Below are 26,003 nucleotides of genomic sequence, written 5' to 3' on the forward strand. Positions count from 1 at the left end.
TTAATATCCCATCCTTTTTTGAAGTTGCTTAGAAATATACTTGACGGTTAAATTTAAAATTAGAACTAATGCCAGAATCACAATTGAAATTGCACTTGCCAACTCGAAATTAGGTTGTTCTTGACTCATTACCGACCATATATGAACCGCTAAAGAGGTTCCTCCTTGAGTTAATCCCGGTGCATCGTTCACAAACGTTCCCATTGTATAAATAAGCGCTGCCGATTCCCCAATAATACGACTTACAGAGAGTAATACAGCTGATAAAATTCCTGGTAATGCACTTGGAAGGACTACTTTAAAAATAGTTTGTGTTTGAGTTCCACCTAAAGATAGAGAAGCAGAGCGTAAGCCATCGGGCACAACCAACAGAGATTCTTTGACGGATCGAATGATTACAGGTAATAAGATGATTGCCATTGTCATACCACCAAGCAGAATACTCAAACCCGAAACATTGAAGAATGCAGTAATTGGAAAGAGCACCGCAATCCCAAGGAGACCAAAAATAATACTTGGAACACCCGCGAGCATTTCAATACTGCTTTCAAGCATTCGTGTCATTGCAGTATCTGGTGCTATTTCCGTTAGATACAGCGCTGCCCCGATACCAAGTGGCAATGCAAACAAGAGTGATGTCGCAATTAACAGTAATGTCGCAAGAATTGATCCCCAAATCCCACCACTTTGCGTTTTAAAGTAAATAGACTCTAAACGTTGCGCCTGATCCAGTTTTAAACTTAAAGATTTGGCATCATCACCGGCAACATGTCCTGAAATCATACGATTTCCATTTGAATCACGCATGGTAATCCGCTCGATTGCATCCCCACGATGCATGACTTGATGCTTTTCAAATTGAGGCCCTGCCGTTAGATTATACGTTTCGTTAAATGGACTTTTATCATCAATATAAGTCACGATAACCGTTTTTTTACCTTCGTGGTTTTTATCGTTACGAACAGCAATACCATACGATTCATTAAATACATCACCCGAATCTAAATTCCCTGGATTCACATAGATTCCAGATTCTGTTTTAGAGAAGCCAAGAAGATAATTTTCAGACCAATAATTCGATTTCAACATATCCAAACTCAATGTATCTTTTCCTCGAACAATTACAAAACTAAAAATCCCAACAAGGACCAAAACAGAAAGCAGTGAAGCCACATACGTAATTCCATTTAATAAGAAATCGTGAATTCTACGTTTACGTGTCATTTACCTTCATTCCCCACTTTCCGTTTAAATGCATGAATCATTAGATTAGAGATAAGAATTATAATCATTAAGACAATACCCACACTGAATCGGACATCGTAATCAACCCCCGATGTCTCTTTCATACCCGAAAGCATAGTGGATGTTAAGGTTCGGGTAATATCGAATGGATTCCAAGTTGGACCTGTCGGTTTGTTACCGGCAACCATCGAGACAGCAGTGGCCTCCCCAAAAGCACGTGCTAATCCCAGAATAAGTCCTGTCGTAATTCCCGACTTCGCAGATGTTAGAACGACTTTAAAATTTGTTTGGGTGGACGACGCCCCAAGAGCAAGAGAACCAAGTTCCAAATTCTTATCAACAGCATTCATTGAAACAATTGAAAGAGACGTCATTGTCGGTAACACCATAATCGCAAGTAATATTACAACAGCCAACATTGATCGTCCACCAAATGTTGAAAAACCAAGAGTCGTTGCAAATTGATCTACAAAAGGTACGATAACACCTGAAGCAAAAACACCATATACTACAGAAGGTACAGCAGCAAGCATTTCAATAACCGTAGTCAGAAGCTTCGCTAATTTTTTAGGTGCAATCTTGGAAATGAACAATGCCGTCAACACAGAGATTGGAAACGCAATTAGCATTGCCAGAAAAGCTGTTATTACGGTATTAATAACAATAAACAAAACACCGTAAACGTGCTTGTCCGCTTCCCAAACAAATCCAGTCAAAAAGTCAGTTAATGAAATTTGATTTGGTCCATATGTAGGCAGAAATACAGCAATGCCCCGTTTAAAAATGAATATAAAAATAATGATGACCATGGAAGCTGCAAGAATTCCTGTCAGTTTTAATAAACTTTGAACCCAAACATCGACTGATTTTTTTCGACGTTGATATCCTTCAGTGCTGAAGCGATTCGATTGATAACTCATACAAGATCCTTCCATTGCGAAAGTTCTCCGCTAAATATTTTTTGAAGTAATTCAGGTGATATATCCTCCATTGTATTGGTCTCATTAACAACCACAACAACTGCATCCATGCAGTAAACTCCAGAACTCATCCCCTCACTTACCGGTTCCTCTTTTTTAAATTTCCGCGACGCAAACCCAATATCTATATGATTTGCACCGTTCTTCTCACTCCCTAAAGTTCGCTTATAGCCATCACCCGACCCGGTATGGTTTGGTTCATATTTAAAATTGCCTGCCATTGGAATGAAGGATTCTACCGCTGCTTTAATTGTTGGTTCTACCGAGGTGGAACCTCCGGTCTTAAGAACAAGGTCGGTGTTATCCCTTAAAACGATGGGGTGGTTTTGTTTTAAATCTTCCCATAATACACCTTTGGACACATCCACAATCCCACCAGATGCTAATACAATTTCCTTACCCTCTATCGAATTATTTAAGTAGTCTAGAAATGCAAGTACTAATGCTTGTTTCTCATCTGATTCAAAATCTCCCTCACGTCGTGTTACAAAACTGAATGGACGTGCTAATTGATATGAACCCTGATTAACAGAATCAATCGTTGGTAAGACACCCAAATATTGGAGCGGTTTAATACCATTGCCTTTAAAATCTGTGGCAAGTGACACATATCCAATTGCATTGTGAGCCTGTCCTACCTGGGTTGCCATATCCCCATTCCCCGTTGTCTCCGCACTATTGTGCGTAATTGATTTAATCCCCGCAATGGATTCAAACGCCTCGCGCGTTCCAGATGAACCATCTCGTGTATAAACCTTGATTTGATCCTCATCCCCCTGTACCTGACACCCACTGAGAATAAGAGTGAATAGAAAAAGCAAAATAAAAGATTTCCTCATAATAATACTCACACCCTTTCCAACTATTATAGAAAGTATAGCGAGGTATCATTAAAAGAAAATCAATTAAAGGTTAATTCTGTGTTAACTTTATTGTAAAGGTTGTACCTTTATCAATCTTACTTGTGACATTAATCGTGCCTCCATGTGCCTCCACAATCGATTTCGAAATTGCAAGACCAAGACCACTACCGCCATTTTCACGACTGCGATCTTTTTCACCACGATAGAAACGTTCAAAGATATGCGGAATTAAATCCGGTTCCATACCCTTGCCATTATCCATAAAATCAATATGAACATAATCTTCATCCGTATCACATTGGATTTTAATACGACCGTTTTCTGCATAATTAATTGCATTATTGAATAGATTTAAGAAAACTTGTGAGAGACGAAATTGATCAGCATATACTGTAATGTTTGAAGGACAGTTTAGAACAACTTTTATATTCGCTTGATGCAGTTCTTGTCTTCGTTCATAAATCAATCCATCAAAGAATTGTTTTAAATTAAATACGGTTTTTTCTAGATATACGGTATTTGACTTGAGTCGTGATTGAAGTAATAAATCCTCAACGATGTGATCAAGTCGGTTATTTTCTTTTTCTATTTGTTTTAAAAACTCTTCTAATGTTTCCGTATCATCAAATTCTGGTCGATTCAAAATTTCAACCATCCCCTTAATCGAAGCTATAGGGGTGCGTAGTTCATGAGACGCATCGGCAATAAATCGTTTCTGCATCTTTTCACCTTCTAAAATGCGGGTAACATCTTGGAAAATTAACATACATCCGTTATATCGTCGCTTTTCAGTGAGAAAAGGAATTGATAGAACTTGGAACTCGACATCTTGATAACTTACTTGACGAACAAATTGCTTTTCGTTTAAAAATGCATCCAATAAGGTTTGGCGTATCGGCGAATCAATCTTTACATCATACACACTCTTTGCATCTACATGAATGAGTTGATCAAAATATTGATTACTCACCTCAAAGTCACCTCTTTGATCAATGTAAACCAAAGGTGATGGAATTGCATTGATTAATTGTACTGTACGATCATAAGCATAGTCTGCTTGCACCGTAGCTTCTTTTTTTACCATTTCAACATCTTCTTTGATTGTTTCAACTTTATTTTTTGTATTTAACGTATCCAGGATAAATAGCAAAGCCATTCCTAAACTTAAAAATAAGATTGATACAACAGTACGGCTCCATAGAGCAATCACTGAAAGAAGTACGAGAATTAACAACTGTATTTTATTCTCTTTTCGCAACATAACCAACTCCTCTCAGCGAATTAATCTTAACATTTGAATCTTCTAATTTTGTTCTCAATTTAAAAATATGAACATCTACGATTCGTGTATCTCCATCATAATCAAAATGCCATATTTCTGACAATATTTGATCTCGTGTTAATACAATATTTTCATTCTGTAATAAATAAATTAACAAATCAAATTCTTTTTTCGTAAGCTCCACAGGATTTGAAGCGACCACCACTGTATGTTGGTCCAAATTAATGACAATGTCACCGACTTCAATTCGTCTAAGTTCATGATTCATATCAACTCTACGTAAGTGTGCTGTAATGCGCGCCGAAAGTTCTCTTGGCGAAAATGGTTTAGACAGGTAATCATCTACACCCGCTTCAAACGCTTCGAGAATGTCCGCTTCCTCATCTTTTGCGGTTAGCATAATCAAGATCGCTTTTAAACCACGGCTTCGAAATTGTGTAACAAGTTCAATTCCATCGTAATAAGGAAGCATCCAATCAATAATGATGACATCATATTGTCCCTGCAACGCCATCTCAAGACCTTCACGGCCATCTTTTGCAGAATAGACATCAAAACCCATCTGCTTTAAGTCATAACGCAACAGACGGCGTATGCCTTCCTCATCTTCGATTATTAGTATTTTCTTGCTCACGACGATCTCCTTCCGCAAACTTCTTAAGAATCTTAATCACCAAAGGATGTCGAACCACATCACTGTGTGACAAATTAACAAAGCGAATTTCTGGAACATCCGATAAATAATCTTGCGCGATCCGAAGCCCAGAAGCTTGATGACGCGGAAGATCAATCTGATCAACATCTCCGGTTACAATCATTTTCGAATTACGACCAAGTCTCGATAAAAACATCATCATTTGAGCCTTAGTCGTATTTTGTGCTTCATCAAGAATAATCATAGCATCATCCAAGGTTCGACCACGCATATATGCTAATGGCGCAATCTCAATAACACCTTTATCCATATAACGTTGAACACGTTCTGGAGAAAGCATATCATCTAATGCGTCATAAAGCGGCCTTAAGTAAGGATCAACTTTTTCTTTCAGATCACCAGGTAAAAAACCCAAGTTCTCTCCCGCCTCGACAGCAGGACGCGTTAAGATAATCTTCTGTATTTCGCCCTTTTTTAAAAGTTCGACTGCATAGCAAACCGCTAAAAAAGTCTTACCCGTTCCCGCCGGTCCAATCGCAAAGGTCAAATCACTTTGTTTAAATGCATCAATAAAAACCTTCTGACCTAAAGTTTTAGGTCGAATGGGCTTACCCGTATACGAACGTGTCAAGACCTCGTCCATCATTTCAATAAAACGCTCTGTTTGATTTAAACGCACAACATCAAACAAATACTCAAATTCTTGCACATCCAAACGCTCATAGCGTTTAATAACAGAGGCTGCAAGTCGTATAAATGTGACGGTTTCATTAACATTAGCTTCAGAACCTACAATGGAAAGATAAGCATCCCGTGCTTGAATATTGACGTCATAATTTTTCTCGATATGACTAATATTTTTATTCTCAATACCAACAAGTTGTTGGAGTGAGATTTCAAGTTCGTTTAAATTAACTGTTTGAGTTACCAAGAGTAGTCCTCCTTATATATTAATCATATCGCAAATTTAAAAACATGCAATAAAAAAGAAGCGCTTAGCGCTTCTGATTTGTTATCTACGTTTTTTACGGCGTGCTTTTTGAGCAGCTTCCGACTTCAATTTACGTCGTACGCCAGGTTTTACATAAAACTCTCTTTTGCGAGCCTCAGCAAGGGTACCATTACGAGATACTTGACGTTTGAATCTGCGTAATGCGTCATCCAAACCTTCGTTCTCTTTTACTACAATTCTCGACATGACTAACCTCCCTTCTGATGCAAGCAAATTAATTATAACACTTCATCAATCAAAATCAAGTATATAATTAGGATTTTTTCGATATATTGCTAATATATTGCTAAAACCATAAAACCCAAGTGCATAAGCACCCTCACACTCACGTTTTGATACAATCTAATCGATCTAGCATCCTAATTATGCATGATTTATGCTGATTTTTTTCGATGATTTGTTGTTTTTTGTTCTTGATTTTTTGTTCGTGTGCGACTTCCATTCGCCTTCTTGCCATTTTGAGATTGTTTCTTTGCTTTCTTAGAAGCATGATTACTCCAATCATATGGACCATTTAACTCTTTTTCTTTTTTCTTAGGTTTCCCTTTTGATTTAGAATCCCTTTGTTTCGTCGGTTTCTTCTTCGTTTTTGATTCTTCTGCTTTGATGCGCTCTAACTTCGCTTTTTTCTTTTTACTAATTTTCCCATCCTTGATTGTTTTATCAAGTAAAGGATAGTTGTGTGATTTGATTACAGGAACACGCATCTGAATCACATGTTCGATATCTTTAAGTAATGGAATTTCTTCAAAATTACAGAATGAAATCGCAGCACCACTAAAACCTGCACGACCAGTTCGACCAATTCGATGCACATATGTTTCAGGAACCTCTGGTAATTCATAATTCACGACATATTTTAATTCATTAATATCAATACCACGCGCCGCAATATCAGTTGCAACCATTACATTAATCGTACCATCTTTAAATCCGCTCAGAGCACGTTGACGGGCCCCTTGCGACTTGTCACCATGAATTGCGACTGCATTGATGTTACTACGGCATAAATCACGTGCCACGCGGTCTGCACCACGTTTAGTACGTGTAAAGACAAGAACAGAATCAAAAGACTTGTTCTCCAAAACATCAATTAGAAGTTGAGTCTTATTACGTTGATCTACATAATAAACACTTTGCTCTACTGTTTCAACAGTAGATGATACCGGTGTAACTGCAACTGTTGTAGGATTATTTAAAAGCATTTCCGCAATACTTGAAATTTCTGAAGGCATTGTTGCAGAGAAAAGAAGTGTTTGTTTCTTTTTAGGAAGTTTTTTAATAATGCGTTTCACATCATTAATAAATCCCATATCCAACATGCGATCGGCTTCATCAAGAATAAAAATCTCAATCTGTGATAAGTCAATATAGCCTTGACTCATTAAATCCTCAAGACGACCTGGTGTAGCAATTAATGTATCAACACCATTACGGAGTGCTTTAACTTGATAACGTTGGGCAACACCACCAAAGACAACAGTTGAACGTAAATCCATATACTTGCCATACATTTCAAAATTTTCTTGAATTTGAATCGCAAGTTCTCGTGTGGGTGTTAGTACAAGTGCACGTATTTTACGTTTTCCATTACGATCAAATGCTTTCTCTTTTAAATTTTGTAACGTAGGTACCGCAAAAGCAGCAGTCTTTCCAGTACCGGTTTGAGCGAGTCCAATCAAATCATTATGTTTTAATAATGTTGGAATGGCTTGTTCCTGAATCGGTGTTGGTTTTTCATAACCTTGTTCCGTTAACGCTCGTAAAATTTTCTCATTAATACCTAAATCTTTAAATTCCATATAATTACTCCTTAAATTCTTTTATACATTTTGTGTTCATGATAGAACACCAACCGTTTAATCTTATAGTTTTATGAGCCCAATGTAAACAAAAATAAATTAATGTGCTGTTTTACCTTAAATTCCCTATGTTTAAGCTATGATAATTCTATGGAGGCATTTTATGATAGAACTAACAAACATTAATTTTAAGAATATACTGCATTACCCTACAATTAAAATTGTTGAGGGTGAAACAACTTTTATTACAGGACCATCGGGTTCTGGCAAATCAACACTCTTAAAACTTATCAACGGAACCGTTGATGCTAATGAGGGAAGCATTTCGTTAAACGGGATTAAAATTGAAGATTATAATCGCATCGAATTACGTAGAGATTATATTTTATGTGATCAATCTGTTTATTTGTACGAGCAAAGCGTACGCGATAATTTTCACTCGTTCTATAATTTAAGAGAAGAATCCCTCTTAACAGATTCACAAATCAATAACTTTCTAGAATTATCGTGCTCAAGTGCACACCTTGATGATTCTGTAATTTCTATGTCTGGTGGAGAACGTCAGAGAATCTATATCGCTATTTGTTTATCTTTAGCACGAAAAGCGATTATGTTTGACGAACCCACTTCAGCGCTTGATGATCTGACTGCGGACACTTTGTTAAAAAATATGAAAACGTACTGCACCCAAAATCACTTGGACTTAATTATTGTGAGCCACAATTCAACCTTGAGTGAGAAATACGCCGATCATTTAGTCCTAATTTCAAATTTGAAGGAGGACGATGCTCATGAATAGCGGAATCATTGAATTAAGTATTGTTCAATTTAGTTTAATATATCTGTTGCTATTGATCGTATTATTAATCATGAAGCGGGCAAATATAAGTCAGACACGTCTGCTATTTACCGCAAGTATCAAGATGTCGGTTCAATTATACTTATCAGGTCTTATCTTAACGTACATCTTTGGAAACCCGCATCCACTCTTTGTGGTTCTTTATCTGACTTCGATGGTCCTTTTTTCAACCTTTAGAATTTTAAAGAAAAACCCCCGTTTAAACCGCAAATTTAAACGTGTTATCTTTTTATGTCTTATGACTTCGGGTCTCTTTGTCGTTGCATTTTTTGTAGGGATTATTGTTAGAACAAGTATCTTCAACCCACAATATGCAATTCCAGTAGGAGGAATGATCATTGGTAATGCTATGAACGGATTAAGTCTAGGTATCAAAACGCTTACTGATACACTTGATCTTGAACGCAATAAGGTTGAAACTTTATTAAACTTAGGGGTTACCCCCAAAAAGATTATGATTCCATTCGTCAATCAATCGTTAGAAATGGCTCTTTTACCCACCCTAAATAATATGTTGAATATGGGTATTATTTCCCTCCCCGGAATGATGACAGGACAAATCATATCAGGAACAGCTCCCCTCACTGCCATTATGTATCAAACAGCAATAATGATTGCAATCACAACTGGTGTCGCATTGACGACATTTACTTCACTTTCAATGGGTTATCGAACGCTGATAAGTGAGAACGAACAGATTAATTGGTACCAATAAAAAAAGGTGTTTTCAGCCTTTCATTCAAACGTATTAAATACATTTGAATGGCTGAAACACCTTTTTTTTAGTAATCAGATTGACTTACTTCGTTTTTAACCAATGCAACACCAGATGATGTACCAATTCGTGTAGCTCCTGCTTCGATCATCGATTCCATATCTTCTTGACTTCGAACACCACCAGAAGCCTTTACAGAAGCTTGATCTTTAACTGTGTCTTTCATCAGTTTAACAGCTTCAAACGTTGCTCCACCTGTACTGAATCCAGTTGATGTCTTAACAAAGTCAGCACCCGCAGCAACAGCAAGTTCACAAACCTTAACGATTTCGTCATCTTCTAAAAGACATGTTTCAATAATCACTTTAAGGATATTTTCACCACATGCAGCTTTAATTGAACGAATTTCATTTTCGATTAAGTCGTATTTTTTGTCTTTTAAAGCACTGACGTTAATAACCATATCAATCTCATCCGCACCATTATCAAGAGCATTTTTAGTTTCAAAAACTTTTACTTCAGTTGTATTTGCACCTAATGGAAAACCGATTACAGTACATACTTTCACATCTGTACCACTTAGAAGTTCACTACAAAGTGAAACAAATCCTGGGTTAATGCATACACTCATAAAATCGTATTCTTTTGCTTCATCGCATAAAACACGAATTTGTGCTTCTGTAGCGTTTTGCTTCAAAAGCGTATGGTCAATATATTTACTTAATTTCATTTTCTTTTCCTCCGTATAGTTTTTCGAGGATCAGTGATGCACATACTTCGTCACCCATCCACTTTTCTTTTGAGCCATGCTCACGATAGATAAATTTTTCTTCGCCTTTTCCAATAAGAACAACCGTATCGCCTGGCCGAGCCATTTTTAGAGCTTTTTCGATTGCATCCGTACGATTCGGCACAAATTCATAATTATTGGACTCAATTCCTGTAATAATATCTTGTGTAATATCAACAACACGCTCGTCTCGATTATCATGTTCTGTAATAATTACATGATCACAATAACTCGAAGCAACATGACCCATAATCGGTCTCTTCGCCGTATCACGGCCACCTGCTGCACCGAATACAGTTATTAATCGCGCATTATCATCCTGTGTCTCACGCACAAACTCATAAACATTTTTCATGCTGTCTGGGGCGTGACCGAAGTCAACAATCACCCTAAACGGTTGTCCCTTAGTAACCATCGTTTGACGACCATCTACATGTTCGATATCTTTTAGTTCTGGAATTATTTTTTCAATATCATAACCACGTTGATGTAGAATTGCGATGACATTAAGCATGTTGTATACGTTAAATATCGCTACAAAATTTGTGACAACCGGATATGATTTCCCTTCATGAATGAGTGTGAATTCTGTAAAGTCTTCATGTAAAACAATTTCCTGAGCGCGATAATGCGCATTTGGATTTTCGATGCCATATGTTACAACATTCGAATAATTTTGATTTTTAAGAATTTCACCATATTCGTTATCTATATTTAGAACCATAAAGCCAGAAGGTTTTAAATTATCGAAAAGCATTTTCTTAGCCTCAAAATAGTTTTCCATCGTTTTATGATAATCAAGGTGATCATGCGTTAGGTTAGTAAAGGATGCATTATCAAAGTCTATGGACTCTACTCTTCTTAATGCAAGCCCTTGACTTGATACTTCAAGGCAAACTTCTTCAACGCCTTCTAATCGCATATCCTGAAGATATGATTGCAACTCAACAATATCAGGTGTTGTTAATGAAGGGGCGAATTTATGATCGTTATACTCAACAGAAATTGTACCAATATAGCCCGCATTCACACCAAATCTTTTCAGAATGTTGCGAACTGTAAGCATCGTCGTACTCTTTCCATTCGTACCCGTTATGCCATAAACATACATGTTTTTTGATGGGCTGTTATAGAATATATCAGTGACACGATGTAATTCAGTCATCACATCCGCGACGCGAATGTATACAATTCCATCGATAGTATCGATATCGTCGGAGTGGACTATCGCAACAGCTCCATTTTCAACTGCTTGTCTTGCAAACTGATGACCATCAACAGTTAAGCCTTTTAAACAGAAGAACATTCCGTTTTTAACACGATCACGAGAATCAAGCACCAAATGATCAATGTCACAATCAAATTCCGTGTTCACAAGTTTATTCAATTTCATACTTATCTCCTACTCTTTTTTTCTGCTTTAACGCGTTGTTTATTAATTTTCTTAATGCAGCGCGGTTTGATAAGTTCATTTACAATACAATAATCTAATAAAAGGGTCTCATCTAAATTCAATATTAAGTCTGCCAAGTCTTTAATTTGTCCAGATTCAAGCTTTTTGTCCGTCCAAAGAGGATAGGTTTCGCATTCAGTTAAATTGTATCGATAAAAGGTATTTATATCTTCTCGAAACAGTACGATATCCGTAGCGTTTTGGGCGATGCATCGAGCTGAACTCATATTTGCGATATAGGGTTGTAATCCATATCTATTAATTGGAATTAAACGATCCTGGAAATCATTATATAATTTAAAATACTGTGGTAACTCCAAAATTGCGGTTTCGCGATCATACAGCGTATTTAACAAGCCATCGAAAAAAGGAATGTATACCCTGTTTTCATTTTCGACTTGAAATACTTTTAATTTTGATTTAATTGGCGCGATATCACATTGAACGATAAAGTTTCGTTCTTTGAAAAGAAGATTATCCCACATATCAAGATGCTCATTCCGAATTCGCTCAAACTCTGTTTCAAATGTTTTTTTAGTTTCTAAACTATGCTGAAAAACGTCAAGTTTTAAAAGATCAAAATCAGATTTAGGGTTAAGCCCTAAATTATACATCTTATTCATATCCATCAACATTTTGATTTCTTTTTTAGGACGCTTCTGGTCATGATATTTTTTCAGTATATTCACTTTATCACCTCACACGCGGAAACAATATTACAAATATAAATACTTGCTGTTTCAGCTCTAAGAACATTGTCTCCAAGGCTCACTTGACGGTATCCCATTGCTTCAAATTTGCTACGTTCATCACTACTAAAACCACCTTCGGGTCCGACAAGTACCGTTATGGATTTTGTATCTTCACAAACTGTGTGAATCAAATGCGGCTCATCCCCAATGTCCGCATAAAGATTCAAATCGGACTGATATTGAGGTAAATCATCAAGTGTTACAATGCCTTTGACGGGGACTTCAAATTGTCGGTAAGATTGTTCTGATGCTTCCTTCGCAATGAGGTTAAGTCGTTCCATTTTGCGTTCTGCTCTTTTTCCAAAATCACGCACTACTCCATGTTGACTTTGGTAAAGAACAATTTCATCGACACCACACTCGCATGCTTTCTGAATCATCCACTCGAGTCGTTCTGATCGAATTAATGAAGCGACGATACGTAATTTGAATTTTTTATCGTTCCATACGATTGAGTCTTTAATTGTTAAATGTGTAAGCGTATCATCTGTAAATGAAGCAATCACCCCATTGCCATAATGATCTACAAGTCGAATCGAATCACCCTCTTGCATTCGAAGTACTTTTCGACATTGATGTAATTGATCTGCACTGAGTTGCAAGTCCTCAATTGATTCAATGAAGAATTGTTGCATTAGATTTCACCTTTTGCTGTTAGAAGCAATTTTTTAACCTCAAACGGTTTTAACTCTCGGTATTGTCCGATTTTAAGATCATCAATATCAAGATATCCAATCTGATAGCGATGAAGTTTCAATACTGGAAGTCCGAAATGCGCAAATATTTTACGAATTTGTCTGTTTTTACCTTCGTGAAGTGTAATCGAAAATTGAGTTTTATCTTTAGAAGCATCATATTTAACGCGGCCAATTTCGACACCTTTATATTCTACACCTTCAATCGTAATGCCTTCTTTAAGTGAATTTGTTACTTCATAAGAAAGTCTTCCTCTGACACTTACGCGATATATTTTTGATAAATCAAATTTTGGATGAGTCATGTAATAAGCAAAATCACCATCATTCGTTAGGATTAAGGCACCTGTTGTTTCGCGATCGAGACGACCTACAGGAAAGACACGAATGTCATTTGGCACTAAATCCACGACACTTTCTCGATCTTTATCATCATTTGCACTTGATACAATGCCACGAGGTTTGTTTAAAATGTAATATACTTTTTTTTCTTCAACATTGATAAGGATTCCATTGACCATAACACGGTCTTCAGTCGAAACTTTCAGTCCCTGTTCTGTAACTTTAATCCCATTAACTTTTACTTTACCTTCGTTTATTAAAACTTCTGCTTTACGACGGGAACAATATCCGCTCATCGCTATAAATTTTTGTAATCTTATATTATTTAAAGAGTTCATTATTTTCTTCCAACATTTCTATCTTAATTTCGGGTAATTCTTTCAAACTCGTCAGTTTAAATACATCCATAAATGAGTTTGTCACTTCATAGAGTATTGGACGTCCAACTGAATCGGCCCGTCCACATTCTTGAATTAAATCCAGCGCTTCCAATCTTCGACACATCATGTCACTATTTACGCCGCGTATTTCTTCAATTTCTAACCGCGTTATCGGTTGTTTGTATGCAATAATCGCAAGTGTTTCAAGAGCCGCTTGAGATAATTGACGGTTTTTATTGAATTCAAGCATGTCGGAGATAATCTCATGCAGTTCTTTTTTTGTAATTAGCTTATATACAGAACCAAACTCAACCAGTTCTAATCCGCGATTTGAATCCATTAAACTTTGTTTATAATCTTGTATTTTGTTATTAAATACTTCGTCATCAATTCCAAGAGCAAGCATTAATTGTTCTTTATCAACGCCTTCTTCTCCAAAGGCAAATAAAATGCCTTCAATAATTGCAAAATCAGTCATTAAATCGCCCCTTTCAGATAAACCTCTTCATCTTGATAACTCATTTTTAAATCGCCCATTCGTAACATATCTAAAACTGCTAAGAATGATACGAGTAGGTATTGCAGGGTGGGTGCTTGAGATAATACATGGTCAAGAGACAAAACGACGCCACCCTGAAACACTCTTCTTAAATCTTCTACGACTTCATCAACAGAGAGTTCCGCGCGTTCTATAGATACATCCTGAGGGTGTGCCAACTTAAAACGACTCATCACTTTCATCATTGCATTCATGAGGTCATAGGGCGTTTGTTCATAAGTAATCGAATCTTGTAAACTCGTCTTAATTTCCCTAAACAAACCGGATGAGATGGGTTTTGCGAATTGTTTTGAACGTTCTTCATAACGCTCCGCTAATTCAATGCTGACCTCTTTATAACGTTGATATTCGATAAGACGTCTCACAAGGTCATTCTCATCATCTTCTACATCTTTTGCATCGAGTTCACTTTTATCCCTAGGCAAAAGACGTTTACTTTTGTATTCGATTAAACCGGCAAGTTCACTAAGATATTCAGACGCTACTTCAAGTTTTTGATCTCGAACGCTATCTATAAAAGCAATGTATTGATCCGCCAATTCATCAATATTTAAATCAAAAAGATCAAGCTTTTTATCTTTAATTAGATAAAGCATTAAATCCAAGGGACCACTAAATTGATCAACAGATACTTCAAAATTCATGGTTGTTCTCCAATCTAAACTATTATAGCACGGCAGCAATTAAATTTGGTTTTTCAACAGGTTCTTGACCCATCACAAAACATGAAACTGTATTATTTTTATGATTATCGGTTATTGGTGAATCGCTATAAAGAGTCGCAAGTAAATCACCCGCGTGAATTACATCCCCAATTTCTTTGCGAAGTACAATTCCCGCTTTGTAATCAATAATATCCTCTTTGGTTTGTCTTCCTGCCCCTAAGTGCATGGACACAATACCTAATTCCATAGCTTTTAAATCATGTAAGTAGCCATCTTGCTCTGCAAACACTTCAACCTCATATTTTGCTTTCGTAAAGGCGTCGAGATCATTAAAAATCAAGATATCTCCACCTTGTGCCTCAATCCATTTTAAGAATGTATCATAAGCAGCACCGCTTCGTAATGTTTCTTTTGCGAGTGTATAGCCACTTTCTGGTGAATCCGAAAGATCTGCTTGATACAGCATATATCCTGAGGCAACAAGACACAGCTCTTCTAAATCTTTTGGACCTTCATTTTTCAAAGTCATAATTGCTTCTTCGACTTCTAGTGCATTCCCAATTGAATGTCCTAATGGTTGATTCATATTTGAAAGCATCGCATTGACTTCACGGCCAAGATTACGACCAATCGTAATCATTGTATTCGCTAACTCACGCGCATCCTCAACAGTCTTCATAAACGCACCTTCGCCATATTTTACATCAAGTAAAATACAGTCTGCTCCCCCTGCCAATTTTTTTGACATGATCGATGAAGCAATTAAAGGTATCGCATTAACGGTTCCTGTAACATCACGTAATGAGTAAAGAACTTTATCTGCATAAACTAAATTACCTGTTTGACCAATAACCGCGAGATTAATCGCATTAACTTGATCAATGAAATCTTGACTTGAAACCTCGATGTTGAAGCCAGGAATGGATTCTAACTTGTCGAGTGTTCCACCGGTATGACCTAAACCTCTACCACTCATTTTAGCAACCTTTGCGCCAGCTGCTGCAACAATCGGACTTAATATAATTGTAGTTTTATCGCCAACGCCACCTGTTGAATGCTTATCAACTTTCTTTCCAACAATGGATGACAAATCAATAACATCACCACTGCGCATCATTGCATCCGTCAAGGCAGTAGTCTCATCGAGACTCATTCCTTTTAATACGATTGCCATGAGTAGAGCACTGGTTTGATAATCTTTCACAGTACCCTCTGTAACTCCATGAATCCAAAAATTAATTTCTTCTTGAGTTAACTCAAGACCATCACGTTTCTTTTCAATTATTTCTACTATTGTCATAATTATATCCTCTCGTAAGTTACTTGTTTAAAAGTACTGTATTCAACCTGATTCTTGATCTTGAATTCTAAATCAGAAAAATCCGGAAAAAATGTATCACCAATTACATCATTTGGTATATACGAAATGATTAACTCGTGAGCAAAAGGCAAACTTTGAGCGTAAATTTCTCCGCCACCCGCGATAAAAATATCTTCGCTCGATTCTTGATGTTGACTTAAAAATGCCCTAAGATCTGGAATTGCATTTTCAATCGAAGCGTTTCGTGTTACGACATAGATTTCTCGGTTATCAAGCTTTTTAGGAAGACCCTCGAACGTTTTCCGACCCATAACCACTTTTTGATTCAGAGTAGACTTTCGAAAATGTTGTAAATCTTCTTTATTATGCCATGGCATCGATCCATTTAAACCAATAGTGCGATGGTTATTCATTGCGACAATTATTTTAATCATCACACACTCACCTTAGCTTTTATTAATGGATGTGGATCATAGCCGACTACTTCAAAATCTTCAAACTTGAAATCTGTAATTTTTTCTTGGTTTCCATGAATTATGAGCTGAGGTAAAGATTTCGGTTCGCGTGCTAATTGCATTTGAACTGCATCATAATGATCATTGTAAATATGTAAATCACCAAAGGTATGGACAAATTCTCCCACCTCTAAATCACAAACTTTAGCTATCATGTGTAACAACAGCGCATACGAAGCAATATTAAATGGAACACCTAAAAATACATCTGCACTACGCTGATAAAGTTGCAATGATAGTTTTTGATCATTGCTTACATAAAACTGCATAAATGCATGACAAGGTGGTAGTGCCATTTGATCAACTTCGGCCGGATTCCAAGCACTCATAATAATACGACGTGAGTATGGGTTTGTTTTAATTGTCTCAATCACGTTATTAAGCTGGTCAACACCACCAAAATCACGCCATTGTTTACCATAAACCGGACCCAATTCACCGTATTTTTGAGCAAACAAATCATCAGCAACAATGCGTTCAATAAACTCATCCATAGTTTCACCATTGTAATCATCCGATTTTTTAAAAAGTTCGTAAGGCCATTCATTCCAAATTCGAACTTTATTTTCGACAAGCCATTTGATATTGGTATCGCCGCTTACAAACCATAATAGTTCTTTCGCAAGCGATGGAAAATGAACTTTTTTAGTCGTAAGCAAGGGAAAACCCTTGCTTAAATCAAAACGCATTTGATAACCAAAAACGCCTGTCGTACCCGTTCCCGTACGATCTTCTCGTCGTGAACCTTCGTCTAATACAAATTGACACATTTCCAAATAATTTTTCATTTTATCACCTACATCCTATTATACAAAAAAATCGCTCTCTTTGGTACTATTTCGGATATAAGAACTCAAGATGTTCCGCAATTAAGATAAATTTTTCATCATTAATTTCTAATCTACCTTTCACAGAAATTAAACTCCCCGGTTTACAAGAATTTGTGGTTGTCTCACTCGCACCTCTCCAAAGTAAAATTGGAAATATATCCTTACGGAAAATACCTGGTGGAGTTCTAAAATTTGAAGTGACACTTACATGCATCAATGCGTAACTTTCATTTGAGTGCTCCTCAATTGGAACTGGCATTGTTTCGATGTGTCCTACTAATTGTACAAAATTCATTTTTTCCTCCTTTTCTCTATGTGGGTTGCCCCACACTCATAAATTTACTTCAAATAGATAGCATCCTAATATTTTTTTTAAAAATACAACAAAAAAGGTTAGATTCAATAGAATCTAACCTAATTATCTGAATTAACCATTCGTAAAAATGTATCATCACTGTCCAAAATCACATCCACTAGATCCGCCAGTGCATCATACGATAAATCTCGAATCATCTCTAAATAATCAAAATACGAAACACCATCGAAATGAGCTCGTCCCAACGTAATTGCAAGTTCATCTGTCTTACTTAGTGACATAATCATCTCGCCATAGTATCGCTTTTTCAATTGATTAAACAAAGATTCATCATGTTTTAAATGATTCATACGATGCTTAATAATATCTTTAAACGCCTCATGCTTATGCCCTTCATTTACAAAATAGATAACTCCAAATGATTCGCGAATGTCAACATCATAGCCATATGAGTTCGAAACGATTCCTTCATCAAGCCAAACCTGATAATCTGGAATCATCTCGGAAAAATTCATTTCTAAAAGCATCCGTATCAAAAACTCATCTTTTAATTTATCATTACGCTCATAAGGAAACTTAAAAGAATAAGTCATTTTTGGAACCTCTACATCGCCTTGAATTTCTCGCTCTTTAATAGCTACAGTATGGGGTTCCTTATCAAACAAATCAACAACTTCCTCGCTTACCGCACGATGTGATTGGGTCTCTTGCAGGACAATTTCCGCAACTTTTTGGGGTTCCATCGGTGTTACGATTGTTAAAGACATACGATGATCAGAATAGTTCATCTCAAAAGCACGAAGCAAATCAGCGCGTGTCGTTTCTGTCACACTTTGTTCCGTTCCCGCGATATCATAAATAAACGGATAATGATGAAATAAGTTTACATAAGTCTCATTCAATAGACGCATATCCGGCATCTGTTCATACATCTTAATTTCTTCGATAATGATGCCCTTCTCTTTTTCAACGCTTTCTTCACTAACGCTAAACTTACTTACAAATTGAATCAACAGGCGTAATGGCGCCTCCAAATCACCGTTATGACCAAAATAATACATAGTTTGTTCATACGACGTAAAAGCATTACCACTTGCACCTAATTCCGCAAACTGACTTAATATGTCCTTGCTCTCATCTTCAAACAGTTTATGTTCTAAAAAATGTGCAACACCCGATTTATGCTCAACTACATTTCCTTCGATGCTTTGCTTAAGATTTAAAGCCCCAAACGGAGTCCCATAGACAGCACTTGAACGTTTAAATCCTGGTCGGTGCACAATGGTTACGGTTAATGCACTTGGTGTTGTAAAGGTATACACTTTTTCATTAAAATCATTTTTAATTGTTTTCATTATTTTCACCTCGATATGCGAAGACAAACGGTTTTGTGATTTTCGTCAATACGGCTTTCACATCCGACTCCGTAACTGTACGGATTTTTTCTTGCATTGTTTCAATGGACTCATCAACTTGCAGCATATTATTTCTAAAAGTATGATCTGCAATACTCTTTATCCGTTCGGTATTACCTTCTAGTGAAAGATCTAAATAGTTAATAGCCGCTGTTAAATCTAAAGGTTCATTTCGGATTATCTCAAATTGATCTTCAATCAGTGATAAAGTTTTTTCTACATTTTTATCACTAACGCCTGTCGCAATATAGAAGATTCCATCATAAACTTGACGTGATGCATAGATGGAATAGCACAAACTGTGCTTTTCGCGAATATTCTGAAAAAGAAGCGAAGTCGGTAGTTGACCGAGGTATGCAATAAACACGAGATATGCATAATACAAATCATCATAAGGTGTAATGCTTGTTTCATAGACGCATACAAGCTCACTTTGAGTTCCTTTATACCGTTCTTCGAGATACGTCTCTGTAATTTCTGTTTTTAGAAGTGATTCGTTTATTGGCATTGAGTGTCCAACCGTAAACGCATCAAAATTACATGCTCGATCAACGCCACCCACAAGATAAATTTGCTTATTAAACTCTTGAATACAACGTGTATGGAGCTTTTGAACGTCCTTTAAACTTACACTATCTAAATCACCCAAATCTCCGAAGGCGCTTAAACCAAACAACTGACCTTCACCTGCATGTTTAAAACCTTTAACCAGTGCATTTTGTGATGCATTTTCTTTTATATGCATATGACTGATGCGTAAATTTTTCTTTGCTTCTTCAAGAGTTTGTTCGGTTAATAATGGATATAGGTACATATCTTCAAGTAATTTAATCTGCTTATCCAATAACAATTCATTAGTAAATCGTTCGTGAATCATTTTAATGCCGAGATCAATAACTTGGTATGTTCCCAAAGTATAAGTTAAAGCACTTGTCTTCGCTCCGTATAACATATCGTGACGCTGTGCGAGTGATGTTTTAGTTGGGTTTTCAATAAGACGATCCCCCATCATCCGCGTGAGTAGATTTGCGATGGTATTTGTTTTTGATTCAAGCTTAAATACAATTTTTAACGAAAGATACACTTCATGAAACTTTTCTTCATTGATTTGATAAACCTTAATGTCATTTTTTAATAATAATTCTTCATTCATGATACATCCTCCAAAAAATGATACAATATAATAGCATTGTACATCAATATGATGTAAATAGAAAGAACGGTGACATAATGATAAAACCTAACGATGCAGTCTTTTTGACTGACTTATATGAATTTACTATGGCTTACACATATTTCAAACAAAACCGACATGAAGAAATTGTTTATTTTGATATGTTTACCCGAAAAATACCAAACCAAGGTGGTTATCTTATTTTTAATGGCTTGAGCAAACTTATTGAAACCATTAATAATTTTAAGTTTACACAGTCACATATCGATTATCTCTATGAACAAGGATTTACAGATCCAAAATTTCTTGATTATTTATTGAATTTAGAATTAAATTTAGACATTTGGGCCGTTGAAGACGGTACAGTTGTTTTCCAAAATGAACCTTTGGTCACAGTTCGTGGTACTGTCATCGAAGCACAGCTAATCGAAACACTTTTACTATTATCTATCAACTACTCAACCTTAGTTACAACTAAAGCAAGCCGTATTGTTAACGCGGCTCGTGGACGCGCAGTACTCGAATTCGGTGCTCGTCGTGCTCACGGCTACGATTCTTCCGTTGATGGTGCCCGTGCTGCAATTATTGCAGGTTGCGTCGGAACATCCCATACCCTTGCTGGTTATCAATACGGGGCTCATGTTTCAGGAACCATGGCACATTCCTATATTCAACTTCACGATTCAGAATTTGAAGCGTTTATGTCCTTCGCGGAAATCAATCCCGATAACGCAATTTTCCTCGTTGATACCTATGATACATTGGGGTCTGGAATACCAAACGCAATTAAAGTAGCCCATGAATATCTAATTCCAAACGGTTTCCGTCTCAAAGCAATTCGTCTTGATTCTGGAGACTTAGCATACCTATCTAAAGAGGCTCGTAAGATGCTTGATGAGGCAGGCCTTCAAGATTGTAAGATTATGGCATCCAACTCACTTGATGAATATCTCATTGATGACTTAATCTACCAAGGGGCTCAAATCGACTCATTTGGTGTTGGTGAGAATCTCATAACTTCAAAATCGGAACCTGTCTTAGGCGGTGTCTATAAGCTTGTGGCTCAGGAACGCGCAGATGGAACGCTTACACCAAAAATCAAAGTAAGTGAGAACATCGAAAAGATAACAAACCCAAGTTACAAACGACTTTATCGTTTCTATGATAATCATACAAACAAGGCGCTCGCAGATTATATCGCCCTCGCAGATGAAGTAATCCCAACGGATACAATTACCATTTTTGATCCTTCTGCACCTTGGAAGAAGAAAACACTCACTGATTATCAAGTAAGAGAATTACAAGTGCCCATTTACCAAAATGGTAAATGTGTTTATGAGTTACCAAATCTTGAGGAAATTGCACTCTATTCTCAAAAAGAATTGGAAACAATTTGGGATGAGGTAAAACGACTCCACTATCCGCATCGTTATTATGTTGATTTATCTCAAAAACTTTATGACTTGAAATTAGAGTTACTTCACAATATAAGCGAGAATAAATAATTAATTTTTCGATAAAACACGACAACTGACTTTAACGTTAAATTCAAATAAAAAAAGGTATGACCTCATCCATGTGAGATTCATACCTTTTTTTGCGTAAATTATTTATTTAACGTTTACCTGCATCATAAGGTTGTCCTGCAGCCTTAGGAGCTGCCGATTTCTTAGATGTGAATACAAGGACTACTAAAGTCGCAATATATGGTAACATTTTGAAAACTTGATCCGGAATTCCAAGTCCATTTAGGAATGGTATTCCTGAATAAACATTGGATAGCGTTAATGCAAGAGCGAAAAATAGAGATGAAAAGAAAATTGTCTTAGGTCTCCATTGACCGAAAATAAGAATCGCTAACGCAAGGAACCCGTAACCATTTGCAGTACCTGTAAATGATGTGCTGATTGGAACTGTAATGATAAGTCCACCAAGCCCTGCAAGTGCTCCAGATATAAGAACTCCAGCCCAACGGATACGTTTTACATTTCCACCTGCTGCATCAAGAGCATGTGGATTCTCTCCTGCTGATCGTAATCGCAAACCAAATCGTGTTTTATAAATAACAAAGGTTGCGATAAAGAGGATTGCAATTCCAATATAGGTTGAGATATACGCATTGGTAAAAAACAACTTACCAATAATGGGTATTTCTGACAAAAATGGTACCTTTCGAATGAGAAACTCATTTCTGAACGGAATTTCTTTAACCGAATATAAGAGTCGTGCGATATAAACTGTAAATGCAGGTGCAAACATATTAATGGCTGTACCACTAATAGTTTGATCCGCATTCATGTTTATTGCGGCAAACGCATGTACAGCTCCCATAACAACGCCGGCAAGAATGGCCGCTAACATGGCAACAATGTAAAGTAATTGACCAGACATATGGTTCTGAAGGAAAAACAGAGTGATAACTCCAAAGAAGGTACCAAATACCATAATCCCTTCTAAAGCAATATTTACAATACCACCACGCTCTGAGAATAAGCCACCAAGTGAAACTACAAGTAATGGGATTGCAACATACAACATCTGTTGAACAATAAATGCAAGTGTGTTCATCAGTTATCACCTCCGGAATTTTTCGTCACTTTCGCAATAAATCCTTTAAGAAGTATTGTAAGTGCGCTCACATAGATAATTGTAGCGGTGATAACAGAGATAATTTCAGGCTCAAGACCAAATAATTGAAGATTATTACCACCATACGTAATATGCGCTATAAAGAGACCTGAAAGAATAATACCTATAGGATTACTTTGCGCAAGTAAAGCTACTGAGATACCGTCAAATCCTTCTGTAAGAAGAACATTAAGCACATCCATGTATTTTCCAACATTTGCAAGGTACATCACTGCACCACCAAGGCCCGCAAGAGCACCTGCTATCGTCATCGATAGAATGATTGATTTTTTTTCATTGATACCCGCATAGCGGCTCGCATGACGATTATATCCAACTGCTTTCAGTTCAAATCCAAACTTTGTTTTTTCTAAAACGATATAAATCAAAATTGCCATCACAATTGCAATTACAATTCCAATATTTACCGATGATCTGGGAAAAATCTTGTTTAAACCCAATACCGGTAAATATGCATTCACAGGTGGTAAAGTACGTGAATGAACAGAATCGAATGCAGTATTGGTAATCAGATAGTTTACGGCATACATACCAATATAGTTCAACATAATCGAAGCAATAACTTCGTTCACATTTCGATAAGCCTTCAAGATCCCTACAATCGCACCCCACAGTGCCCCAGCGAGAGCCCCACCAATTAGACCTACAATCCAACCAGTACCGGCAGGCATCCAAGTCCAGTTTACACCAATATAGACAGCCGTAAATGCACCAACTGTAAACTGTCCAGAAGCCCCAATATTAAAGAGACCCGTTTTAAATGCGAATCCAACAGATAACCCCGTTAGAATAATGGGTGCTGCTCTAAAGAGAACATTTCCCATACCACGTAGGTTATGGTGGAAACCACCTTTAAGAATAATCCAAAATGCACTTAATGCATATTGTGGGGTCGTAAGTAAGATTACGAGAAACCCAACAAATAATCCAATGATTATCGCAAGGAAGGATGCAATAACAGCATGATTTCCTTCATTTGCAAAGAATTTTTTAATTTTTGTACCAATCGAACTAGTTTTTGCCATTTAGAGTACCCCGCTTTGCTCCAGCCATATATAAGCCAAGTTCTTGTTGCGTAATATCTTCTGGCTTAAATTCACCTACAAACTCTCCATTGTACATCACAAGAATTCGATCACTGATGTTCATTATTTCAGATAATTCGTACGATACGAGGAGAACAGATTTCCCAGCATCGCGTTGAGCTACAAGTTGGTTATGTATATATTCAATTGCACCTACATCAAGACCTCGTGTTGGTTGAACAGCCATTAGAACTTCTGATCCCATATCGATTTCACGAGCCAATATAGCTTTTTGTTGATTTCCACCAGACATACTGCGTACAACAGAACTCGGTCCTTTTGAACTTCGAATATCAAACTTTTCAATCATCTTACGTGCATACGTTTCGATTTTGTCGAAACGAAGCATTCCATTTTTCTGGAAGCGGTCTGTAAAATATTGTTTTAATACAAGGTTGAAATCCAATTTATAGTCAAGAACTAAGCCATCTTTATGACGATCTTCGGGAATATGCGATATTCCATGAGTATTTCTGTATCGAATTGATTTATCTTCAATGCTTTCACCTTTAAGCACAATCTCACCCTGTGTTATTGGTAACATCCCTGCAATTGCATAAACCAATTCATGTTGTCCATTACCTTCAATACCCGCAATACTTACAATTTCACCTTCATGCAATGCAAACGATGCAGCTTTAACGGCATCATGATTTCCATGCGAAGAAGCAACATTAATATTGGTAACTTCTAAAACGACTTCACCGCGTTCTTGCGGTTTCATATCGATATTTAAATCAATTTTTCGACCCACCATCATTTCGGACATTTCATCGACGGTCACATCTTTCACATTGACGGTTCCAATAAATTTACCCTTGCGTAAAACCGACACACGATCAGCCACTTCTTTGATTTCGTTCAATTTATGGGTAATAAAAATAATCGATTTTCCTTCAGATCGAAGTTGCTTCATGATTGCCATTAACTCTTGAATCTCTTGTGGCGTTAAAACAGCCGTCGGTTCATCAAAAATCATAACATCACTTTCACGATAAAGTAATTTTAGAATTTCGACACGTTGTTGCATTCCTACTGATATATCCGAAATTTTCGCATCCGGATCTACATTTAGATTGTATCGATTACTTAATTCGATAATGTCTTTACGAGCATCTCCGAGACGGACCATTCCCCGTTCAACCGTTTCCACTCCTAAAATAATATTCTCAGTAACCGTAAAATTATCAACCAGTTTAAAATGCTGGTGTACCATACCAATCTTATGGTAGGTCGCCTCATGAGGGTTATTGATTTGAGTAACTTTGTCACGAATGACAATTTCTCCCGAGTCTGGTTGATACATCCCAAATAACACAGACATCAACGTTGACTTTCCAGCACCATTCTCACCCAGCAGCGCTAGAATTTCCCCTTCACGAAGTGAAATTGTGACGTCATCATTGGCTCTAATGCCAGGAAACGTCTTGGTGATATGATTCATTTCAACAATATTTTTCATATTCCCTTACACTCCTTAAACATATCATACACAAAAAAAGAACGATAAAACAGTAAAATTTAAATAATAAAAATATCAAGCATACTTGATATCCAATTGTCGATTTTTAATAAGCATCATCCCCGTATTATTTTTTTACTATAAACCGTCATGCTCTATTCAATTGAAGCGTTAGATTAAAACTGTT

27 protein-coding genes are annotated in these 26,003 nt (G+C 36.8%); 3 read left to right on the forward strand and 24 right to left on the reverse strand.

Annotated features, from left to right (window positions below):
- The 8 genes from pstA to NMG63_RS05335 all read right to left on the reverse strand — a co-directional run bounded on the left by pstA (window position 1) and on the right by NMG63_RS05335 (window position 7,839).
- Window positions 1–1,224, reverse strand: a complete 1,224-nt coding sequence (gene pstA, locus NMG63_RS05300) for a phosphate ABC transporter permease PstA (RefSeq protein WP_254006577.1) — start codon at window positions 1,222–1,224, stop codon at window positions 1–3.
- Window positions 1,221–2,165: a phosphate ABC transporter permease subunit PstC gene (gene pstC / locus NMG63_RS05305; RefSeq protein WP_254006578.1), complete on the reverse strand. Its 945-nt coding sequence runs from the start codon at window positions 2,163–2,165 to the stop codon at window positions 1,221–1,223. Before pstC ends, pstA begins: the two co-directional genes overlap by 4 nt.
- On the reverse strand, window positions 2,162–3,076 hold the full coding sequence (locus tag NMG63_RS05310) for a substrate-binding domain-containing protein (RefSeq protein WP_254006579.1): 915 nt from the start codon (window positions 3,074–3,076) through the stop codon (window positions 2,162–2,164). The genes pstC and NMG63_RS05310 overlap by 4 nt, the downstream gene beginning before the upstream one ends.
- A 61-nt stretch (window positions 3,077–3,137) precedes the next feature.
- Complete coding sequence (locus NMG63_RS05315) at window positions 3,138–4,349, reverse strand: sensor histidine kinase (RefSeq protein ID WP_254006580.1); 1,212 nt, start codon at window positions 4,347–4,349, stop codon at window positions 3,138–3,140.
- Window positions 4,330–5,004: a response regulator transcription factor gene (locus tag NMG63_RS05320; protein WP_254006581.1), complete on the reverse strand. Its 675-nt coding sequence runs from the start codon at window positions 5,002–5,004 to the stop codon at window positions 4,330–4,332. The genes NMG63_RS05315 and NMG63_RS05320 overlap by 20 nt, the downstream gene beginning before the upstream one ends.
- On the reverse strand, window positions 4,973–5,956 hold the full coding sequence (locus NMG63_RS05325) for a PhoH family protein (RefSeq protein WP_254006582.1): 984 nt from the start codon (window positions 5,954–5,956) through the stop codon (window positions 4,973–4,975). Before NMG63_RS05325 ends, NMG63_RS05320 begins: the two co-directional genes overlap by 32 nt.
- Before the next feature lie 81 nt (window positions 5,957–6,037).
- On the reverse strand, window positions 6,038–6,223 hold the full coding sequence (gene rpsU / locus NMG63_RS05330; RefSeq protein ID WP_003773874.1) for a 30S ribosomal protein S21: 186 nt from the start codon (window positions 6,221–6,223) through the stop codon (window positions 6,038–6,040).
- Between the two features lie 188 nt (window positions 6,224–6,411).
- Complete coding sequence (locus NMG63_RS05335) at window positions 6,412–7,839, reverse strand: DEAD/DEAH box helicase (protein WP_254006583.1); 1,428 nt, start codon at window positions 7,837–7,839, stop codon at window positions 6,412–6,414.
- 163 nt (window positions 7,840–8,002) lie between these two features.
- On the opposite strand from NMG63_RS05335, the gene NMG63_RS05340 reads away from it, so the two are divergent.
- Complete coding sequence (locus tag NMG63_RS05340) at window positions 8,003–8,638, forward strand: ABC transporter ATP-binding protein (protein WP_254006584.1); 636 nt, start codon at window positions 8,003–8,005, stop codon at window positions 8,636–8,638.
- Window positions 8,631–9,413, forward strand: coding sequence for an ABC transporter permease (locus NMG63_RS05345; protein WP_254006585.1), 783 nt, complete (start codon window positions 8,631–8,633; stop codon window positions 9,411–9,413). The genes NMG63_RS05340 and NMG63_RS05345 overlap by 8 nt, the downstream gene beginning before the upstream one ends.
- A gap of 67 nt (window positions 9,414–9,480) precedes the next feature.
- Here the strand turns inward: NMG63_RS05345 and deoC are convergent, their stop codons facing one another.
- The 13 genes from deoC to NMG63_RS05410 all read right to left on the reverse strand — a co-directional run bounded on the left by deoC (window position 9,481) and on the right by NMG63_RS05410 (window position 20,599).
- Window positions 9,481–10,143 carry a deoxyribose-phosphate aldolase gene (gene deoC, locus NMG63_RS05350; protein WP_254006586.1) on the reverse strand — a complete coding sequence of 221 codons (663 nt, stop codon included), beginning with the start codon at window positions 10,141–10,143 and terminating at the stop codon, window positions 9,481–9,483.
- Complete coding sequence (locus NMG63_RS05355; RefSeq protein ID WP_254006587.1) at window positions 10,130–11,596, reverse strand: UDP-N-acetylmuramoyl-L-alanyl-D-glutamate--2,6-diaminopimelate ligase; 1,467 nt, start codon at window positions 11,594–11,596, stop codon at window positions 10,130–10,132. The genes deoC and NMG63_RS05355 overlap by 14 nt, the downstream gene beginning before the upstream one ends.
- 2 nt (window positions 11,597–11,598) lie before the next feature.
- Window positions 11,599–12,345, reverse strand: a complete 747-nt coding sequence (locus NMG63_RS05360; protein ID WP_254006588.1) for a hypothetical protein — start codon at window positions 12,343–12,345, stop codon at window positions 11,599–11,601.
- Entirely contained in the window at window positions 12,342–13,043 is a 702-nt protein-coding gene (locus NMG63_RS05365; protein WP_254006589.1) for an RsmE family RNA methyltransferase, read from the reverse strand. The genes NMG63_RS05360 and NMG63_RS05365 overlap by 4 nt, the downstream gene beginning before the upstream one ends.
- Window positions 13,043–13,783 (reverse strand): pseudouridine synthase, encoded by a 741-nt coding sequence (locus tag NMG63_RS05370; RefSeq protein WP_254006590.1) that lies wholly within the window; start codon window positions 13,781–13,783, stop codon window positions 13,043–13,045. The genes NMG63_RS05365 and NMG63_RS05370 overlap by 1 nt, the downstream gene beginning before the upstream one ends.
- Window positions 13,767–14,303: an SMC-Scp complex subunit ScpB gene (scpB, locus tag NMG63_RS05375; RefSeq protein ID WP_254006591.1), complete on the reverse strand. Its 537-nt coding sequence runs from the start codon at window positions 14,301–14,303 to the stop codon at window positions 13,767–13,769. Before scpB ends, NMG63_RS05370 begins: the two co-directional genes overlap by 17 nt.
- The gene (locus tag NMG63_RS05380; protein WP_254006592.1) at window positions 14,303–15,028 is read right to left on the reverse strand and encodes a segregation and condensation protein A; all 726 of its coding nucleotides are present in this window, start codon (window positions 15,026–15,028) and stop codon (window positions 14,303–14,305) included. The genes scpB and NMG63_RS05380 overlap by 1 nt, the downstream gene beginning before the upstream one ends.
- A gap of 22 nt (window positions 15,029–15,050) precedes the next feature.
- On the reverse strand, window positions 15,051–16,349 hold the full coding sequence (locus NMG63_RS05385) for a pyrimidine-nucleoside phosphorylase (RefSeq protein ID WP_254006593.1): 1,299 nt from the start codon (window positions 16,347–16,349) through the stop codon (window positions 15,051–15,053).
- A 2-nt stretch (window positions 16,350–16,351) separates the two neighbouring features.
- On the reverse strand, window positions 16,352–16,804 hold the full coding sequence (locus NMG63_RS05390; RefSeq protein ID WP_254006594.1) for a dihydrofolate reductase: 453 nt from the start codon (window positions 16,802–16,804) through the stop codon (window positions 16,352–16,354).
- Window positions 16,804–17,673, reverse strand: a complete 870-nt coding sequence (thyA, locus tag NMG63_RS05395; protein ID WP_254006595.1) for a thymidylate synthase — start codon at window positions 17,671–17,673, stop codon at window positions 16,804–16,806. The genes NMG63_RS05390 and thyA overlap by 1 nt, the downstream gene beginning before the upstream one ends.
- 46 nt (window positions 17,674–17,719) lie before the next feature.
- Window positions 17,720–18,010 (reverse strand): single-stranded DNA-binding protein, encoded by a 291-nt coding sequence (locus tag NMG63_RS05400; protein WP_254006596.1) that lies wholly within the window; start codon window positions 18,008–18,010, stop codon window positions 17,720–17,722.
- A 119-nt stretch (window positions 18,011–18,129) separates the two neighbouring features.
- Entirely contained in the window at window positions 18,130–19,386 is a 1,257-nt protein-coding gene (gene yfmH, locus NMG63_RS05405) for an EF-P 5-aminopentanol modification-associated protein YfmH (protein ID WP_254006597.1), read from the reverse strand.
- Window positions 19,373–20,599 (reverse strand): M16 family metallopeptidase, encoded by a 1,227-nt coding sequence (locus NMG63_RS05410; RefSeq protein WP_254006598.1) that lies wholly within the window; start codon window positions 20,597–20,599, stop codon window positions 19,373–19,375. The genes yfmH and NMG63_RS05410 overlap by 14 nt, the downstream gene beginning before the upstream one ends.
- A 77-nt stretch (window positions 20,600–20,676) precedes the next feature.
- On the opposite strand from NMG63_RS05410, the gene NMG63_RS05415 reads away from it, so the two are divergent.
- Window positions 20,677–22,125 (forward strand): nicotinate phosphoribosyltransferase, encoded by a 1,449-nt coding sequence (locus NMG63_RS05415; protein WP_254006599.1) that lies wholly within the window; start codon window positions 20,677–20,679, stop codon window positions 22,123–22,125.
- A 109-nt stretch (window positions 22,126–22,234) separates the two neighbouring features.
- Here NMG63_RS05415 and NMG63_RS05420 read toward each other — a convergent pair whose 3' ends face one another.
- Genes NMG63_RS05420 through NMG63_RS05430 form a run of 3 tightly spaced genes read right to left on the reverse strand, consistent with a single transcriptional unit; the run spans window position 22,235 to window position 25,816 of the window.
- The gene (locus NMG63_RS05420; protein ID WP_254006600.1) at window positions 22,235–23,188 is read right to left on the reverse strand and encodes an ABC transporter permease; all 954 of its coding nucleotides are present in this window, start codon (window positions 23,186–23,188) and stop codon (window positions 22,235–22,237) included.
- A complete protein-coding gene (locus NMG63_RS05425; protein ID WP_254006601.1) occupies window positions 23,188–24,294 on the reverse strand; it encodes an ABC transporter permease in 1,107 nt (368 codons plus the stop codon). Before NMG63_RS05425 ends, NMG63_RS05420 begins: the two co-directional genes overlap by 1 nt.
- Window positions 24,281–25,816 carry an ABC transporter ATP-binding protein gene (locus NMG63_RS05430; RefSeq protein ID WP_003773913.1) on the reverse strand — a complete coding sequence of 512 codons (1,536 nt, stop codon included), beginning with the start codon at window positions 25,814–25,816 and terminating at the stop codon, window positions 24,281–24,283. Before NMG63_RS05430 ends, NMG63_RS05425 begins: the two co-directional genes overlap by 14 nt.
- Window positions 25,817–26,003: the final 187 nt, after the last annotated feature.

The organism is Erysipelothrix amsterdamensis (genome assembly GCF_940143175.1).
Taxonomy (GTDB): Bacteria; Bacillota_I; Bacilli_A; order Erysipelotrichales; family Erysipelotrichaceae; genus Erysipelothrix; species Erysipelothrix amsterdamensis.